Source organism: Aquibium oceanicum (genome assembly GCF_001889605.1).
In the GTDB taxonomy this organism is placed as follows: Bacteria; Pseudomonadota; Alphaproteobacteria; order Rhizobiales; family Rhizobiaceae; genus Aquibium; species Aquibium oceanicum.
The window spans coordinates 3,790,529-3,807,771 of sequence record NZ_CP018171.1; the positions used below are offsets into that span (position 1 = coordinate 3,790,529).

At 65.5% G+C, this 17,243-nt stretch carries 16 protein-coding genes; 2 read left to right on the forward strand and 14 right to left on the reverse strand.

Annotation, left to right across the window (positions count from 1 at the left end):
• Positions 1 to 41: 41 nt before the first annotated feature.
• The 5 genes from BSQ44_RS18545 to BSQ44_RS18565 all read right to left on the reverse strand — a co-directional run bounded on the left by BSQ44_RS18545 (position 42) and on the right by BSQ44_RS18565 (position 5,019).
• Positions 42 to 1,118 (reverse strand): branched-chain amino acid aminotransferase, encoded by a 1,077-nt coding sequence (locus BSQ44_RS18545; protein WP_072606612.1) that lies wholly within the window; start codon positions 1,116 to 1,118, stop codon positions 42 to 44.
• A 60-nt stretch (positions 1,119 to 1,178) separates the two neighbouring features.
• The gene (locus BSQ44_RS18550) at positions 1,179 to 2,195 is read right to left on the reverse strand and encodes a M14 family metallopeptidase (protein ID WP_072606613.1); all 1,017 of its coding nucleotides are present in this window, start codon (positions 2,193 to 2,195) and stop codon (positions 1,179 to 1,181) included.
• 183 nt (positions 2,196 to 2,378) lie between these two features.
• The gene (locus BSQ44_RS18555; RefSeq protein ID WP_072606614.1) at positions 2,379 to 3,305 is read right to left on the reverse strand and encodes a helix-turn-helix domain-containing protein; all 927 of its coding nucleotides are present in this window, start codon (positions 3,303 to 3,305) and stop codon (positions 2,379 to 2,381) included.
• Between the two features lie 127 nt (positions 3,306 to 3,432).
• The gene (locus BSQ44_RS18560; RefSeq protein ID WP_072606615.1) at positions 3,433 to 4,650 is read right to left on the reverse strand and encodes an aminotransferase-like domain-containing protein; all 1,218 of its coding nucleotides are present in this window, start codon (positions 4,648 to 4,650) and stop codon (positions 3,433 to 3,435) included.
• Positions 4,651 to 4,701: 51 nt separating this feature from the next.
• Positions 4,702 to 5,019, reverse strand: a complete 318-nt coding sequence (locus BSQ44_RS18565; RefSeq protein WP_072606616.1) for a DUF1330 domain-containing protein — start codon at positions 5,017 to 5,019, stop codon at positions 4,702 to 4,704.
• A 136-nt stretch (positions 5,020 to 5,155) separates the two neighbouring features.
• Between BSQ44_RS18565 and BSQ44_RS18570 the strand changes: the two genes are divergently transcribed.
• Complete coding sequence (locus BSQ44_RS18570) at positions 5,156 to 5,593, forward strand: Lrp/AsnC family transcriptional regulator (protein WP_072606617.1); 438 nt, start codon at positions 5,156 to 5,158, stop codon at positions 5,591 to 5,593.
• Positions 5,594 to 5,630: 37 nt separating this feature from the next.
• Here the strand turns inward: BSQ44_RS18570 and BSQ44_RS18575 are convergent, their stop codons facing one another.
• The 9 genes from BSQ44_RS18575 to BSQ44_RS18615 form a co-directional block, all read right to left on the reverse strand.
• The gene (locus tag BSQ44_RS18575) at positions 5,631 to 6,554 is read right to left on the reverse strand and encodes a carbohydrate kinase family protein (protein WP_072606618.1); all 924 of its coding nucleotides are present in this window, start codon (positions 6,552 to 6,554) and stop codon (positions 5,631 to 5,633) included.
• Positions 6,555 to 6,582: 28 nt separating this feature from the next.
• The gene (locus tag BSQ44_RS18580; protein WP_072606619.1) at positions 6,583 to 8,076 is read right to left on the reverse strand and encodes a mannitol dehydrogenase family protein; all 1,494 of its coding nucleotides are present in this window, start codon (positions 8,074 to 8,076) and stop codon (positions 6,583 to 6,585) included.
• Complete coding sequence (locus tag BSQ44_RS18585) at positions 8,076 to 8,849, reverse strand: L-iditol 2-dehydrogenase (RefSeq protein WP_072606620.1); 774 nt, start codon at positions 8,847 to 8,849, stop codon at positions 8,076 to 8,078. The genes BSQ44_RS18580 and BSQ44_RS18585 overlap by 1 nt, the downstream gene beginning before the upstream one ends.
• Positions 8,846 to 9,841 (reverse strand): ABC transporter ATP-binding protein, encoded by a 996-nt coding sequence (locus BSQ44_RS18590; RefSeq protein ID WP_072606621.1) that lies wholly within the window; start codon positions 9,839 to 9,841, stop codon positions 8,846 to 8,848. Before BSQ44_RS18590 ends, BSQ44_RS18585 begins: the two co-directional genes overlap by 4 nt.
• A 9-nt stretch (positions 9,842 to 9,850) precedes the next feature.
• Positions 9,851 to 10,681, reverse strand: a complete 831-nt coding sequence (locus tag BSQ44_RS18595) for a carbohydrate ABC transporter permease (RefSeq protein WP_072606622.1) — start codon at positions 10,679 to 10,681, stop codon at positions 9,851 to 9,853.
• 2 nt (positions 10,682 to 10,683) lie between these two features.
• Complete coding sequence (locus tag BSQ44_RS18600) at positions 10,684 to 11,556, reverse strand: carbohydrate ABC transporter permease (protein ID WP_072606623.1); 873 nt, start codon at positions 11,554 to 11,556, stop codon at positions 10,684 to 10,686.
• A gap of 78 nt (positions 11,557 to 11,634) precedes the next feature.
• Positions 11,635 to 12,951, reverse strand: a complete 1,317-nt coding sequence (locus BSQ44_RS18605) for an ABC transporter substrate-binding protein (protein WP_072606624.1) — start codon at positions 12,949 to 12,951, stop codon at positions 11,635 to 11,637.
• Between the two features lie 167 nt (positions 12,952 to 13,118).
• Positions 13,119 to 14,075, reverse strand: a complete 957-nt coding sequence (locus BSQ44_RS18610) for a sugar-binding transcriptional regulator (protein WP_072606625.1) — start codon at positions 14,073 to 14,075, stop codon at positions 13,119 to 13,121.
• Entirely contained in the window at positions 14,072 to 14,800 is a 729-nt protein-coding gene (locus tag BSQ44_RS18615) for an HAD-IA family hydrolase (protein WP_210187884.1), read from the reverse strand. The genes BSQ44_RS18610 and BSQ44_RS18615 overlap by 4 nt, the downstream gene beginning before the upstream one ends.
• A 526-nt stretch (positions 14,801 to 15,326) precedes the next feature.
• Here BSQ44_RS18615 and BSQ44_RS18620 point away from each other — a divergent pair.
• Positions 15,327 to 17,072 (forward strand): bifunctional helix-turn-helix transcriptional regulator/alpha/beta hydrolase, encoded by a 1,746-nt coding sequence (locus BSQ44_RS18620; protein WP_072606626.1) that lies wholly within the window; start codon positions 15,327 to 15,329, stop codon positions 17,070 to 17,072.
• Positions 17,073 to 17,243: the final 171 nt, after the last annotated feature.

Sequence of the window (17,243 nt, forward strand, 5' to 3'; positions counted from 1 at the left end):
CTTTTTCAGAAACGACTCGGCGGAGCGATTCGAGGCACCGCCTATTCCGTGGGCACATCGACCCTCCAGCCATACGGGTCGGGCGCCTTGCCGTACTGGAGCGCGGTCACGGCGTCGTAGAGCCGTTGGACCAGCGGACCGGTCCGGCCACCGTTGATGGCGACGCTTTCACCGCGATAGGTGAGTTCGCCGACCGGCGAGACCACCGCCGCCGTGCCGACGCCCCACATCTCCTCCAGCCGCCCGTCGCGACCGGCGGCCATGACCTCCTCGATGTCGATCGGCCGTTCTGACGGCGCCAGCCCCCATTCGCGCATCAGCGTGAGCGCGCTGTCGCGCGTGACACCCGGCAAGATGGAATCGCCGAGCGGTGGGGTCACCACTTCTCCGCCAATCTTGACGAAGATGTTCATGGTGCCGACCTCTTCGAGGTAGCGGCGGTGGATGCTGTCGAGCCACAGCACCTGGCTGAAGCCGCCGGCATGCGCTTCCACCCCTGCCAGCAGGCTCGCGGCGTAGTTGGCGCCGGCCTTGGCAGTTCCGATGCCGCCGTTCGCCGCCGCCCGCACGCGCGCTTCCGTGGCAAGGATGCGCACCGGACCGGCGCCCTGAGCGTAGTAGGAGCCCACCGGGGACAGGAATATCATGAAGGTGTAGGTGTTCGATGGGCGCACGACCATCAGGCCTTCGGTGCCGATCATCGTCTGGCGCACGTAGATGGCCGTGCCGGGCTCGCTCGGGACCCAGCGGCTGTCGATCCGCGTCAGGCGCAGCATGGCGTCGAGCACCAGGTCCGGATCGACCGGAGGCATGCAGAGCCGCGCGGCGGATCGGTTGAGGCGTTCCACATGCACCTGCGGACGGAACAGGTGGATGCCGCCGTCGGCGCGGCGGTAGCCCTTCGACCCGTCGAAGATGGTCTGGGCGTACTGGACCACTGCAGCCGATGGATGCAGGCTGATATTGCGGAAGGGTTCGATGCGGGCGTCGTGCCAGCCGCGCTCCCGGTCATAATCCATCAGGAACATGTGGTCGCCATAGGCGTCGCCGAAGCTCTTCGAGACGTCCTTCGGCAACGGCTTCGGGCTTTCCGTCAGGCGGACGGGGAACGCGTGCATGGTTTTCGCAACTCCGGCGGAGACGGTCGGCAGCGGGGAGTCCCCCGGCCGCGGCGTGCGTCAGACGTCTGACGCGAGGTGACCGAGGCAGTCGCCGGCCTCGACCAGCGAGAAGGTGCGGATGCACACGGCAAAGCCCGCGTGCTTGAAATGCACCGCCACCGGCTCCGCCCAAGGATCGTCGAGATCGTAGATCAGGCCGGCCATGCCGCCTTCGGGAACCTCGTCGCCGAGTTCGAACTTCGGCTCCCAGAAGCCGCGCTTGGGCGAGAAGGCGTAGAGGCCCGGATTGTCCATTACCAGGCGGCGGATCGGTCCTTTCGGCTTCGAGCGCGGCGCCTCGGGCACGACGCCCAAATGCGCGAGCACGGATTTCAGCCCGTCCTCGACCACGGCCAGGCCGGGCACGCTGACGGTCGAACCGCCGCCGAATTCGCCGGTGAAGAAGAAGGCGTCGTTCTGGTAGGCGTAGTTGCCGATCACCCGGTCCTCGCCGCTCAGCGCGCGGATGCTGTCGTAGTAGACGACGTTGGGCGGCGAGAAGGCGTCGATGAGATTTTCGAGCTTCTGCTTGTCGGCCGGATCGTCCCATCGCGGCGCCAGCAGCGTCGGGAGATACTGGAGCGAACTGCCGCCGGCGTGGAAATCGAAGCAGTAGTCGGCACGCGTCAGGAGTTCGGTGGTGACGTAGTGCGCGATCATCTCGGTGATCGTGCCGTTGCGCTTGCCCGGGAAGGTGCGGTTGAGGTTGATCTCGTCGATGGGCGAGGTGCGACGGCCGGCGACGAAGGCCGGATAGTTGACCGCCGGGATGACGATCAAACGGCCGTTCAGCTTCGACATGTCGAGTTCCCGCACGAGGCGGGCGAGCGCGATCGGTCCCTCGTACTCGTCGCCGTGGACGCCGCCGGTGAGAAGAACAGTCGGCCCCTCGCCCCGGTTGGCGACGGCGATCGGGATGCGGATATGGCCGTAGGCGGAGCGATGGACGGAGTGCGGGATCTTGAGCGAACCGAACTGCAGGCCTTCGCGATCGAAATCCACGTCCGTGCCGATCATCGACTTGTCATCGCTCATGATGCTCTTCCCGCTTTGAAAGTGTGGTTTAGCGTCTTTGTTCGGGCCAGTGTCGCAGCAAAGGCTACCCTCTTCTTTACCGATCGGGACTCGGGTTTTGGGAAACGGACGCCTTATGCGGGTACAGAAGAACCCTACGGACCGCAGGCAGCGAGCCGGCAGCAGCGATCATGCCAGTCGGAGTCAGGCGCCGGAAAACCCGCCATTGCGCCACCGCAGCGGCGTGAAGCCGGTGGAGCGCCGGAAGCAGGTGGTGAAGTGGCTCTGATCGGCGAAGCCGCAGGTGAAGGCGATCTCGGCGAGCGACATCTCGCGCTGTGTAAGGAGGTACTTCGCGCGGCTGACGCGCCGGTCCATCACCCAGCGGTGAGGCGTCTGGCCCATCGTCTGCTGGAAGACGCGGGCGAAATGGCGCACGCCCCAGCCCGCGATCTCGGCCAGTTCGGCAAGCCCGATATCCTCGTGCAAATGCGCGTCGACATATTCGATCAGCCGCTTCATGTTGCGCGGCGGCATGGCGCCCGAGCCGGCGGTTTCGGCCGCGCCCTGCGACAGGGACAGGACCTGGCAGACCAGCGTCGTCAGGACGCTCTCGGCCATGATGCGCGACGGCGGCTCCTCGCCGCGGCCCATTTCCCAAAGCTTCAGCATGACCTGCTGCGTCAGCGCGTCGGGACGGGAGGATCCGGAGATGGTCTCGAAGGCGGAGGTGAGATCGGCCGGGCATTCCGGTCCGAGCACCTTGCGCACGATCTCGACGGGGATGGCGAAGACCAGCAGGCGCCGCGCGCCGCTGACGCGCCAGCGGCTCTCGGTGTGCGGGGGGACGACGATCAGGTCGCCGGCCTGCGAACGCACGCTCGACCAGCCGAACCCCATGTCCCATGCATAGGAACACGGGGCGGAGACGACAGGAAAGGACACGATGAGTTCTGAGACGGCGGGATCGCTGAAATCATGGCGTTGCTGGTCCACCATGATCATGTTGAGCAGACTTGCTCCGGCGAGCGAGCGATGCTCCTGCGGGAAGATCCCGTACTGGGATTTCAGATAGAAGTCCGCGTATCCCGGCTGATAGACCAAATTCTCCGTACCCGAAGAGAAACCCATACGCCCTTCTCCATCCTCGCGCTCGCTCCTCCCGAACCTCGGCTTCGTCCAGCCCCACAACCCTATGGGTGGCAGTCCGAAGCGTCAACGCGCTTGATTTTGCTGGGATCACGGCCCCGCAGCGCGTTCATGCCGCCGCGACCCTGGCGGCCGCGAGAGCCAGCCGCCGCGCGCCTTCGCCCAGCCGTTCTGCCGAGTTCAGGGTGAAGTTGATGCGGATGGCGCGGCGGTTGCGCCCCTCCACGTCGAACACGCTGCTCGGCGTCACGCACACGCCCTCGGCGAGCGCCGCCTTCAACAACTTGTCGGTATCGAAGCTGGGATCGCGCGCGACCGCCCATACGAACATGCCGCCGACCGGCTTCTCGAAGTCGAACCAGGGTGCCAGATGCTCGGCGAGCGCCGCGCAGAGCGCGTCGCGGCGGGTTTTATAGAGATCGAGAATGTTCGGCAGGATGCGCTCGGGCAGCCGCGCCGCGAAAGCATCGAGCGCCACGCGCTGGGTCAGGCCGCTGGAGCACATGTCGGAGCCCTGCTTGGCCATGGTGAGCGCGGCAATGAGATCGGGCGCGGCGACGAGCCAGCCGATACGCAAGCCGGGCGCGAGTTCCTTGGACAGCGTGCCCATGTAGACGACGGGGCCGGAATAAGGCGTGTCTCCCGGCCGCATGGCGCCGGACAGAGAGAGCAGCCGCGGCAGCGGATCGCCGTCGTAGTAGAGCGCGCCGTAGGGATCGTCCTCGACCAGCCAGGTGCCGGTCTCGTGTGCGGCTTCCACGAGCGCCTTGCGCCGCTCGAGGTCGATGAGCCGTCCCGTCGGGTTGGAGAAGTTCGGCACCGTGTAGGCAAACTGCGCCCCCTTCAGCGCCGCCACGGCGTCGAAGGCGTTGCTTTCGGGGTTGAAGGGCCGGTAGGCCGGAAGCCGGGCCCGCCAGGCGTCGATGGCTCCGAGATAGGTCGGCGAATGCGCTGCGATGAGGCCGCCCTCGTCGATCAGCACCTTGCCGAGGAGATCGAGCCCCTGGAGACCCGCCGTGGTGATGAGCACGTTGTCGCGCGTCAGCGTCAGGTTCTCGTCGCTGAAGCGGGCCGCAATCGCGTCCCGCAGGGCCGGCAGGCCTTCGATCGGGCTGTAGTTCAGCGCATCGCGCGGATTCTTGGCGACCGCGTCGCGGGCGATGGCCGCAAGTTCCGCTACGGGGTAGACGCTCGGATCGGGCAGGCCGCCGGCCATGTTGATCATGTCGGGACCGTTGCCGGCCGACAGGAACATGTGGGTGACGTCGTTGGTCCCGCCGAGCCAGCGCGCGAAGGCGGGACGTTCGGGCTGCGTAAACTGGTCCATCGGGTGTCCAATCAGATCGATTGAGCGGTTTCGAGGATCATCCGGGCGTCTCTAGACGCGCGGGTCGGGTGCTGCCTGGTCTGGCCGCCCTTCCTGCAGGATCATGCGACCGACGGAGGACGCGCGGCGGAATTTCGAGGCCGACTGGTAGTCGGCGTCGGCATACCAGGCCTCGGCGGCCGCCTTGTCAGGAAACTCCAGGATGACCATGCGATCGGTGAACTCCTCACCCTCGCAGGTCTTTATCGGATCGCCGCGGGTCAGGAATCTGCCACCGTGGCGCGCCAGCGTAGCCGGCGTCAGTGCCGTGTATTTGCGGTAGGTCTCGGGGTCGTGGATATTCATGGTGCAGATCATGTAGGCGGGCATCGCGGCGTTCTCCCACTCGTCTTGCATAGAAGATTAGCGACACCGGTAGAGTGAATCTCGCCAATTCGCACTTACATCGCCGTCCTTTTCGATGGTATCTCGCTACGATCCTCGAAATTCGTAGCGAGATGCGGCCATGGCCAAACTCGATCTCTTCGACCAGCGCATCATCGCCGAACTGCAGCGCGACGGCCGCATGTCGACCGTCGAACTCGCCGAGCGCGTGGGGCTGTCGCCCACCCCGTGCAGCCGCCGTGTGCGTCGTCTGGAGGAAAGCGGGGTGATCCAGGGCTATACGGCGCGCATCAGCCACGCTGCGATGGGGCTCGGCATATGCGTCATGGTTTCCGTGCGGCTCGGCAAACAGGGACCGGAAGGTGCCGGCCAGTTCCTCGAAGAGGTGGCGCGGCGGCCGGAGATCACCGAGTGCCTGCTCGTCACCGGCAATATCGACTACCTGCTGCGGGTGTGGGTGAAGGACATCGAGGCTTTACGCGACTTCATCTCCAACGTGCTGCAATCGATCCCGTCCGTCGCCGAGACGTCGACAATGGTCGTTCTCAACCTGAAGTAGATTTCTCAGCATCCGAATCTTTCGAAAACAACGCCTATCACGCGATCTCACTTCGCCAGGGCGGATTGGCGCCGGCGCGCGAGACGGTGACGGCCGCAGCCGCGTTGGCGAACGAGACCGCGGAGCGAACCTGGGCCTCCGAAAGCTCGGCGAGACGGTCCTGCGCGAGCAGGCCCGCTTCGTGGAGGGCGGCAAGGATGCCGGCGTTGAAGGTGTCGCCGGCGCCGATCGTGTCGACCACGTCGACCTTGCGCGGCGGCACGCGCACATGGCCGCGCTTCGTGTAGGCGACGGCATCGTCGCCGCCGCCCGTGACGAGGACCAGGCTCGGTCCGAGCTCCAGCCAGGAGCGCGCGACCGCGTCGGCATCCGTACCTTCGCCGAACCAGGCGAGGTCCTCGTGCGAGAGCTTGACGATGTCGGCCATGGCGAGCATGCGGCGCATGCGGGCGATATGGGCGGGTTTGTCGGCGATGAAGGCGGCGCGGATGTTGGGATCGAACATCATGACGCGCGCGGCGTGCTCGCGCTGCATCAACGCCTCGTAGGCGCTGCCGCAGGGTTCGGAGACGAGGCTGATGCCGCCGAACAGCATCGCGTCGACGTCTCCACCGATGGTGGGTAGATCATCGGGCGCGATCATCCGGCCGGCGGTGTTTTCGTCGTAGAATGTGTACCGCGCCTGCCCCGCCTCGAGCTCCACGAAGGCGAGCGTCGTCGGGCGCGCGGAGCGCAGGCAGAGCCGCGTGTCGACGTGTGAACTTGCCAGCGCCGCTTCCAACGCGCGGCCGAAGAGGTCCGTCGACAGGCCGGAGAAGAAGCCCGCCGGCGCCCCGAGCCGCCCGAGCGCGATCGCGGTGTTAAAGACGGCTCCGCCCGGCGCGGGCAGGTAGCCCGTGCCTTCCTGCCCGATCGGGCGGGGCAGCATGTCGATCAGCGCCTCGCCGCAGCACAGGATCATGTGTGTCTTTCCTCCCTCCCCGCGCCATTCAGGCGGGAGTATCGCCGCGCAGGTACCGGCCGACGACGGCGGAGACGCCGTCCTGCCAGAGCGCGGCGAGCGCGGCGGCGAAGGGTTTTGCGAAGGGGTCGTAGCCGGCGAGCGGCCCGAACACGCGCGACATGCCGAGCCAGGCGGACGGATCGGTCTTCGCCTCGCGCGCGCGGCGCTTCAGTTCGTCCGCCATGGGATCGTCGATCTCGATCGCCCTGCCCTCCTCGTCGATTGCCGCACAATAGCGGCACCAGAGCGCGACCTCCAGCGCCAGGCCTTCGACGGAACGCCCGTCGCGAAGCCGGTCGGCGATTGTGGGCAGGATGAACTTCGGCTGCCGGTTGGACCCGTCCAGGCAGAGCCGCGCGACCGTATCGCCCACCTCCGGATTGGAGAAGCGCTCGACGATCTTGCGATAGTAGGCTTCGAGGTGCTCGCCCGGCGGCGTGGGAACGGTGGGCATGATCTCCTCACGCTCCAGGCGTTCAAGGAAGCCGGAGACGAGCGGGTGGCGCATGGCATCGTGGACGTAACGGATGCCGAGAAGCCCCGAGATGTAGGCGATGGCCGCGTGGCCGCCGTTGAGGATGCGCAGTTTCATCAGTTCGTAAGGCGCGACGTCGGGGACGAACTGCACGCCGACTTCCTCCAGCGCGGGACGCCCGTGCGGGAAAATATCCTCCAGCACCCACTGCCGGAAGGGCTCGCACACGACTGGCGCGGCGTCATCGATGCCGAAGCGGTCGCGCACGAGAGCGATCTCGCGCGGACCGGTGGCGGGCGTGATGCAATCGACCATTCCGTTTGGAAAGGCGACGTTGCTCGCGATCCAGTCCTCCATGCCCGGGCGCATGCTGCGTGCCAGCCCGATCACCGCCTGTCGGGTAACGTGGCCGTTTTCCGGCAGGTTGTCGCAGGACATCACCGTGAAGGGCGGCAGGTCCGCCTCGCGCCGGCGGGCGAGTGCTGCGATGATGGCGCCGAAAACAGTCTTCGGATTTTCCCGGTCACCGAGGTCGGCGAGGATGTCGGGATGGGAGGCGTCGAAACCGCCGGTCCCGGCATCGATGAAGTAGCCGCCCTCGGTGACCGTGAGCGACACGATGCGGATTTCCGGGCGAGCCATCGCGGCGATGAGCGCCTCCGGCTGTACCGGCACAAAGTCGATCATCGATCCGCAGACGCGGGCCGAGAGACCGGCGGGATCGAGCTCGACGACGGTGGTCAGCCAGTCCTGGGCCGACAGCCTGTCGCGCATGGAGGTATCCGAAGGCCGGACGCCGCCGCCGACGATCGCCCAGTCGCGGTCACGGCCCTTCTCGAACAGCCGATGCATGTACATTGCCTGGTGCGCTCGGTGGAAGTTTCCGACGCCGACATGGAGAATGCCCGGGGACAGGTCCGACCGCCGATAGGTCGGGCGTTCCACGGTGTCCGGAAGATCAGAAAGGGCGGACAGGCCAAGCTTGACGGGGGATGAATTGGCCATCAGTTCATCCAGTTCCCGCCGTCGACATTGTACGTCTGGGCGACGATGTAGTCGGCTTCCGCGCTGGCAAGGAAGATCGCCATGCCGGTCAGGTCCTGGGCCGTCCCCATCCGCCCGTAGGGCACGGCGGCGGCGACCTGCTTCTTCTTTTCGCCCGGTAGCAGGCCTTCGTGGCGGGCAAAGAGCGCATCGACGCCGTCCCAATGCTCGCCCTCGACGACGCCCGGCGCGATGGCGTTGACGTTGATGCCGTGTTTGATGAGGTCGAGGCCGGCCGACTGGGTCAGGTTGATGACGGCTGCCTTGGTGGCGCAGTAGACCGCCACCAGCGCTTCGCCACGCCGTCCCGCCTGGCTCGCCATGTTGATGATCTTGCCTCCCTTGCCACGCGCGATCATGGAGCGGGCGGCGGCCTGGAGGGTGAACAGCGTACCGGCGACGTTGACGGCGAAGAGCCGGTCATAGCTCTCGCGCGTGATTTCCACGATCGGCGCGAGATCGAACAGCGCGGCATTGTTGACCAGGATGTCGATGCCGCCGCGGCGCTCCTCGACGGCACGGACCGCGGCCTCGATCGAAGCCTGGTCGGTCACGTCCAGTCGCACGGCATGGGCCCCCCGCCCGATCGCCGCGGCGGCATCCTCCGCCCCCCGGAGGTTGATGTCGCCGATCGTCACCGCTGCGCCCTCGCGCGCATAGGCTTCGGCGAAGGCCCTGCCGATGCCGCGCGCGGCGCCGGTGATGAGCGCCGACTTTCCTTCCAGTCGTCTCAAAGCGCGAGGCCCTTGTCGTCGAACCGGTGCAGACGGTCCTGCGCCGGCGTGAGGTAGACGGTGTCGCCGTGATGCAGGTCGACCTCCCCGTCGGTCCTGACCGTCACGGTGCCATGGTCGATGCGGACGTGAAGGAAGGTGTCGGAGCCGAGATGCTCGGAGACGCCGACGGTGCCCTTCCACATGCCCTCGGTGCGGGAGATGGTCAGGTGCTCGGGCCGGATGCCGATCGTGTGCGCGCCGTGCTTCTTCGCCTCCGCGCCCTCGATGAAGTTCATCCGCGGCGAGCCGATGAAGCCGGCGACGAAGAGATTGCGCGGGCTGCGGTAGAGGTCCAGGGGCGAGCCGACCTGCTCGATGTATCCGGCGCGCAGCACCACGATCTTGTCGGCCATGGTCATGGCTTCGACCTGGTCGTGGGTGACGTAGATCATCGTCGTCTTCAGCCGCTCGTGCAGTTCGCTGATCTCCAGCCGCATGCCGACGCGCAGGGCGGCGTCGAGGTTGGAGAGCGGCTCGTCGAACAGGAAGGCCTCCGGCTCGCGCACGATGGCGCGGCCGATCGCGACGCGCTGGCGCTGGCCGCCGGAGAGCTGGCCCGGCCGCCGCTCGAGATAGTCGGTGAGGTTCAGGACCTTGGCGGCGGCCTCCACCTTGCGGTCCTGCTCGGCCTTGTCCATGCCGGCCATGCGCAGCGGGAAGGCGATGTTGCGCCGGACCGACATGTGCGGATAGAGCGCGTAGGACTGGAACACCATGGCAAGCCTGCGCTTGGCGGGCGGCGTACTCGTCGCGTCCTGGCCATCGATCTCGATGACGCCGCTGCTGACGTCCTCCAGCCCGGCGATCAAGCGCAGCAAGGTCGATTTCCCACAGCCGGACGGGCCGACGAAGACGACAAACTCGCCGTCGTTGATCTCCAGGTCGAGCGGCGGGATCACCTTGGTGGTCCCAAAACTCTTGGTCACCTGCTTCAGCACGATGCTGCCCATGGTCTCCCCCTATTTCACCGCGCCGAAGGTCAGGCCGCGCACGAGTTGCTTCTGGCTGAACCAGCCGAGGATCAGGATCGGCGCGATCGCCATGGTCGAGGCGGCGGAAAGCTTGGCGTAGAAGAGCCCCTCGGGGCTGGAATAGCTGGCGATGAAGGCCGTCAGTGGCGCGGATTTGGCCGCCGTCAGGTTCAGCGTCCAGAAGGCCTCGTTCCAGGCCAGGATGATGTTCAGGAGGAGCGTCGAGGCGATGCCGGGAATGGCCATCGGCGTCAGCACGTAGAGGATCTCCGACGACAGCGTCGCCCCGTCCATGCGCGCCGCCTCCAGGATCTCGCCGGGGATCTCCTTGAAATAGGTGTAGAGCATCCAGATGATGATCGGCAGGTTGATCAGCATCAGCACCACGACTAGGCCGACACGCGAATCGAGCAGGTTGGTGTCGCGGAAAATGAGGTAAATCGGGATCAGCACGCCGACCGGCGGCAGCATCTTGGTCGAGAGCATCCACATCAGGACGTCCCTCGTCCGCTTGCCCGGCACGAAGGCCATGGCCCAGGCCGCCGGGATCGCGATGATGAGGCCGATGACGGTCGAGCCGACCGACAGGATCACCGAATTCCAGAAGTGGCGGAAGTAGTCCGAGCGCTCTTGCACCGTGGTGTAGTTCTCGAGCGTCCAGTCGAACAGGATGAACGAGGGCGGCGTGGCGACCGCCTCGGCTTCCGTCTTGAAGCTGGTGAGCACCGTCCACAGGATCGGGAAGAAGATGAGGATGCCAATGGTCCAGGCCACCAGGGTCATGGCGGCGGTACGGCGGGTCGAGACAGCGCGGGCCATGGTCAGGCGTCCAGGTTCTTGCCGATCATCCGCATCAGGAAGATCGCGACGATGTTGGCAAGGATCACGGCCACGATGCCGCCGGCCGAGCCGCCGCCGACGTCGAACTGCAGCAGAGACTGCGCATAGACGAGGTAGGTGATGTTGGTCGACGCGTAGCCGGGGCCACCGTTTGTGGTGACCAGGATCTCGGCGAAGACGGACAGGATGAAGATGGTCTGGATCAGGATCACCACGGTGATTGCGCGCGCCAGATGCGGCAGCATGATCCAAACGAAACGGCTGCCGAAGCCGGCGCCATCCATCTCGGCCGCCTCCAGCTGTTCCTGATCGAGCGACTGGAAGGCCGTCAGGAGGATCAGGGTCGCGAAAGGCAGCCACTGCCAGGCGACGATCAGGATGATCGAGAAGAGGGGCGCATGGGCGAGGAAATCGAACGGTTCGAGCCCGACGACCTTCGCCATCCAGGCGAAGAGGCCGTTCACCGGGTTCATGAACATGTTCTTCCAGACCAGCGCCGAGACGGTCGGCATGACGAAGAACGGAGCGATGACGAGGATGCGCACGATGCCCTGCCCCCAGAAGGGCTGATCGAGCAGGAGGGCGAGCGCGACGCCGCCGACCGTGGTGATGAGGAGCACCCCGCCGACCAGAAGCAGCGTGTTGGTGAGCGCCTCGAAGAAGGCCGGATCGGTGAGGAAGAAGCGGTAGTTGAGGAAGCCGATGAATTCCTCGGTTCCCGGCATCAGGAGATTGTAGCGCAGGAACGAGAAGTAGATCGTCATCGACAGCGGCACCACCATCCAGCCGAGCAGCAGGATGACGGCAGGCGCGATCATGAGCCTGGCGGCGGCGCGGGAGTGAGCGGTGGCCATCTGAGCAACCCCGTGGGCGGATGAGATCGGCGGACGGTGGCCGGCCCCGCTGGGAGCCGGCCCCGCCGGGAGGAGCCGCTACTTGGGGTAGCCGGCTTTCTGCATCTCGCGATCGGTGAGCTGCTGGGCACTCTGCAGGGCCTGGTCGGCGCTGACCTGTCCGGCGAGCGCTGCCGAGAACTGCTGTCCTACCGAGGTTCCGATGCCCTGGAACTCAGGGATCGCGACGAACTGTCCGCCGGTGTAGGGGATGTCCTGCACGGAGGACTTCTGCGTATTCGCGGCGTTCATCGAGTTCAGCGTCATCTCGGCGAAGGGCGCGGCCTTCTGGTACTCCGGGTTCTCGTAGAGCGAGGTGCGCGTTCCGGGAGGCGCCGAGCGCCAGCCCTGCTCGGCGGCGACCAACTCGGTGTAGCCCTTGCCCGTCGCCCAGGCGACGAACTTCTTGGCGGCTTCGGCCGAATCGGTGGACGCCGGGACCGCTAGGCTCCAGGCCCACAGCCAGTTGCCGCGATTGTCCATGCCTTCCTTGGCCGGGAACTGGGCGAAGCCGACCTTGTCGGCCACGGTGGAGTCCTTCGGGTCGGTCACGAAGGAGGCTGCGACCGTCGCGTCGATCCACATGCCGCACTTGCCCTGCTGGAACAGCGACAGGTTCTCGTTGAAGCCGTTCGAGGAGGCGCCGGGAGGGCCGTACTCGTTCATCATGGTGAGATAGTCGTCGAGCGCCGACTTCCACTCGGGGCTGTCGAACTGCGGCTTCCAGTCCATGTCGAACCAGCGGGCGCCGTAGCTGTTGGCCATGGCGGTGATGAATGCCATGTTCTCGCCCCAGCCGGGCTTGCCGCGCAGGCAGATGCCGTAGACCTCGTTGTCCTTGTCGGTCATGGCCTTGACCGCCGCCATGATGTCGGACCAGGTCGGCTGGGCAGGGATCGTGACGCCCGCCTTCTCGGCAAGATCGGTGCGGTACATGACCATGGCGGACTCGCCGTAGAACGGCGCGGCATAGAGCGTGCCATCGACCGACAGCGCATCGCGCACCGCCGGCAGGAGATCGTCGATGTCGTAGCCTTCCGGCATGTCGTCCAGCGGCAGGAGCCAGTCCTGGTTCGCCCAAATCGGCACTTCATAGGTGCCGATGGTCATCACGTCGAACTGGCCGCCCTTGGTTGCGATGTCCTGCGTGACCCGCTGGCGCAGCACGTTCTCCTCGAGAGTGACCCACTCGAGTTCGATGCCGGGATTGTTCTTCGTGAAGTCGTCGGTGAGACCCTGCATGCGGATCATGTCGCCGTTGTTGACGGTCGCGATCGTGATGGTCTCGGAAAGGGCGGCGGTCGAAACGAGCGACAGCGCCGACGCGCCCAAAAGGGCGCGGGTGAGATAGTGCATGTTTTCCTCCCAAGGATCGTAAGGCGAGCAATTGCTATGCTTACGGGCAAATATTCACACCCGTACCGCGTCGTGTCAAGCGCCTGATGAGCCCACTAGACCCATATCGCGTAGCAAGACGAAATTATCCCTGTAAAATCAGTACATTATACGTATCGAAATTTTGCCTACGCCTTGAGCAAAAGCTCGGCGGTGTGCTCGTTCGAAATCAGGTGGTTGATCAGGCCACCCTTCATGGCGCCGCGGATGGCGGCCACCTTCTGCTCGCCGGCCGCTATGCCGTAAACAGGGTTGGTCTGGTTGGCGCGCAGCGGGGCGCTGTTGACCTGGTCGTTGACGAGCCCTTCGATTACCCTGCCCTCCGCGTCGTAGACCCAGCTGGTGATCTCGCCGACCGCACCTGCACGGGTGAACGCGCGGATGTCCTCGCGGGTCAGGAAGCCGTCGATCAGGAGCGGCGCGTTCATGTCCATGTTGCCGATGCCGACGAAGGTGACGTCGGCCTGGCGGATGAGTTCCAGGATGTTGTGGACCGGTTCCTGGCTGTGCAGGATGCGCTTTTCCTCCGCCGAGCGGGCATAGACGGGAAGCGGCATGGGATAGTGCCGCGCGTTGACCCTGTCGGCCATGCGGATGACGACGTTGTAGGCGGTCGCCGCCCCGTCCGACATCATGTTGCCGAGCAGCGAGACGATGCGGTGCTGCGGACAGTCCATCGGCGAAAGCTGTTCCACGCAGGCGCGAAGCGCCCTGCCCGTTCCGATCGCGACGATCCTCGGATGCTTCGACTTGAGGTGCCGCTCCATCTCCGCCGCGCCGGCCTGGGCGAGACCGACGATGGAGGACGGCGCGTCGGGATCGCTGGGCACGATCTCGCTGCCCTGAAGGCCGTATTCCTCCCGAAGGTGGTGGCTGAGCTCCATGCAGCGCGCGATCGGATGGTCGAGCCGCACCTTGACCAGCCGCTCGCTGACCGCCAGCGACACCAGGCGCTGGGCCGACTGGCGCGAAACGCCGAGCTTGCGAGCGATCTCGTCCTGGGTGTTGCCCGCGACGTAGTAGAGCCAGCCGGCGCGCGCCGCGTCGTCCAGCCGGTTGCTCTCCGTATCCGCCTTCGCGCTCATGTCCCCGAAGATTCCCGCTCGTCCCGGCCAAGTCCAGGAGCCATCTGGAAGAACTGGTCCCACTTGTCAAAGGCGGGCACGCCGACGAGCTCCGCGTCCACCTTAGAATGCAGCGGCTCGCAGTGACTGCCGCCGGCAAAGCGCCACACCGCCATCCCGGCCGCCTGGGCCGCGGCGATGCCTGCGAGCGAATCCTCGATGACCAGGCATCGCGCCGGAGGGACGCCCATGGCGCGGGCGGCGAACAGGAAGAGATCCGGCGCCGGCTTGCCGTGCTCGACCTGCGAGGCGGTGAAGACGCGATCCCCGAAGAACGGCGCGAGCACCGATATCTCGAGCGAACGCCTGGCCCGCGCCGGACTGCTGCTGGTGGCCGCGCAGAAGGGCACCGCCATGTTCTCCAGCACCCGCTCGACGCCCGGCATGGTCATCAGTTCGGTCTCGAAGGCCTTCAGGAGCTCGGAGCGGTAGTTGCCTTCGAAGTCGGTGGAGAGATCGAGCCCGTGCGTCTGGCGGATTTCGGCCGCGACCTTGGCCCAGGAGCGGCCGAGGAAATGTTTCTGGACGTGCGCGAAGTCGACCTCGACGCCGACGAGGCTCAACTGCCTGATGAGCGTGCGCGCGCTGATCACCTCGCTGTCTATCAGGACGCCGTCGCAATCGAAGATCACGAGATCGCAGCCGGCATCCCTTGCTGGGGAATGGGATCCGATGGCATCGAGCAAGAACAAGCCTCCCCACGCGCGAGCTGTTCCGGCCATCCGCCGGGATCGCGATCGCCGAGTCAACAGCAGATATGTCAGCAGGGAGGAGAAGTCATGGTGCCCAGGGGCGGATCGCAGAAACCACCTAACTCATTGACTTGATAAAGCATTCAATTGGCGCTGGAAATGCTGTTACCCTCAGAGTTACGCGCCACAAAGGCCAAACCGGTGTTTCGGCTTCTTATTCGATGCAGATCAAGGCATCTGGCTCGCCCGTTGCGACACCCGTCCAAGTAGGCAATCCCGTGCATCAGCCCCAAGGGCATAGCGTTGCCAAGACCGTTTAATCTGGTATGGAATGCAGACAATCGTTAAGATGTGAACGGTCTGGCAATTGCCATGCTGGCATTGCGTCGCACCTCGCCGTTCGGCAAGACTATGAAAAAGTTTGTCGAGGAATCTCGCTTCGAGATGCAACCGCAACTAGACGGTCGGCGGCGTATGGAAAAGCGTCGTATGCATAGCCCTCGTCGAAGGATGCAGTCAGATGCCGAGCAATCATGAGCTGATTGCCGCGATCTACGCCGCTACCCTCTCGCCCAACGATTTCGAAGCGACGTTCGACCGGCTGGACGCCCTCATCTTTCCCGATCAGGGCAGCTCCATCGCCGCAGGCGGAGAGGCGGGTGCGGTCGATAGCGTCGCGCTCGCCCATATCGACATCGCCCGCAACATCCAGAGGCGCATCGGCCAGGCGGTGACGCAGGACCAGAAGCTCGGCGCCATTGTCGAGTCAGTATCCAATCCGTCCTGCATCATGACCAGGACCGAGCAGGTCCTCGCGGCAAACCGGATGGCGGTGGCGAGGCACGGCAGAGCGCCCGCCAACCTGGACGATCTCGTGCGCGACGAGACGACGCGCGGCCAGATCAGGAAACATTTGAATAGAAAGGATGCGATCGAACCGCTCACCCTCGCGGGCTTCATCGATGCGTCGCAGGGCGGCCCCGGCCGCATGGTGATCAGCGGCATCGACGCCAGCCTGGTCGACGGAATGCAGGAACTGTTTCTGGTCTCGGTCGTCGATTTCGGTTTCGACGACACGTCGGTGCGCCTGTTTCGCGAGGCCTATGGTCTCTCCGCAGCCGAATCGCAGGTAGCGGTGATGCTGGCCAGCGGATTGCGGCCGGCCGAGATCGCCAAGCGCCGCTCGGCCTCGATGGACACCGTCAGGACGCAGATCAAGTCGATCAAGAGCAAGACCTCGGTGCGCCACCTCCCGGAACTCGTGCGCCTGCTGTGCGGCTTCGCCGCCGGCATCCTCACCGCGGCGCCCACCGGCCGGACCACCGCGACGGTTCGGCTGGAGACCGCGCCGGTCAAGCTCCGGCGCAGGATAGTCCTGCGCGACGGAAGAAGCCTCGACTATCTCGAACAGGGCGCAGCGGACGGCACGCCTGTCATCCTCTTCCACAACGTTCCCTACGGCGTGGAACTGCCCTCGGCTGCCATCGTGCGCGCGCACCAGGAGGGGCTGCGGGTCATCGCCCCCTTCCGCCCGGGCTTCGGCCGGTCCGATCCGCTGACAGGTCTCGGGCAGGACGAACTGATCACCAGGACCGCCGAGGACCTGCGCGAACTCATGCAGCAACTTGGCCTGCGCCGCGCGACGATGGTCAGCCACTCCACCGGAGCACCCTTTGCCCTGCGCTTCGCGCGGCTCTTCCCAGAGGCGGTCTCGCAGCTTATCGGAATCTCCCGTGGTCCGATCTGGCGCGAGGAGTGGATCGGGCAAACCCCGCAGCGGCAGCGCTTCATGCTGCGGCTCTCCCGCCGTCTGCCGCAACTGGTGCCGGTCGCTGCCTGGGCAATGGTCGCCTGCATGGACAGCCGCTTCGCCAACGAATTCGTTGCCCATGCCTGCAAGGATGGCGGCGCGGATTCCAGTGCCGTACGCAACCCGGAGACGCTCGATCTCATCGCGCATGGTTGCGTCGATGCGCTTCGGCTGCACATGGACGCCCTATACCCGGAACTCCTGATTGTCCAGACCGACTTCACCGAGGAGGCCCGCGGCACGCCCCACAAGTTCCGCATCCTGCATGGAGACGAGGACAGGATCGTTCCGCTGTCGCAAAGCCTGACCTTCGCCGAGGAAGTGCCGGGCACGTCGCTCGAGATCGTGAGCGGCGCCGGACAGCTCCTGTTCTATAGCCACTGGCAGGGCGTATTGGCGGCGATCCTGGCTGACCGGATGAAGGCGACCGGCCGGCAGACCGCTGCCGCTCTCTGACGCAAGAGCGCTGAGCCACGATGGCCAGGTCTTCCCGTCATTGAGAGAACGATCCGCGAGACCGTAAAAATGCGCCGCTTCACCACATGTGGGTATGCGCATATATCCTGAAACTCTAACATCCACTTGCCACAGGAAGGGACGCTTGCGGCATGGAGGCCGCGGCTTTAG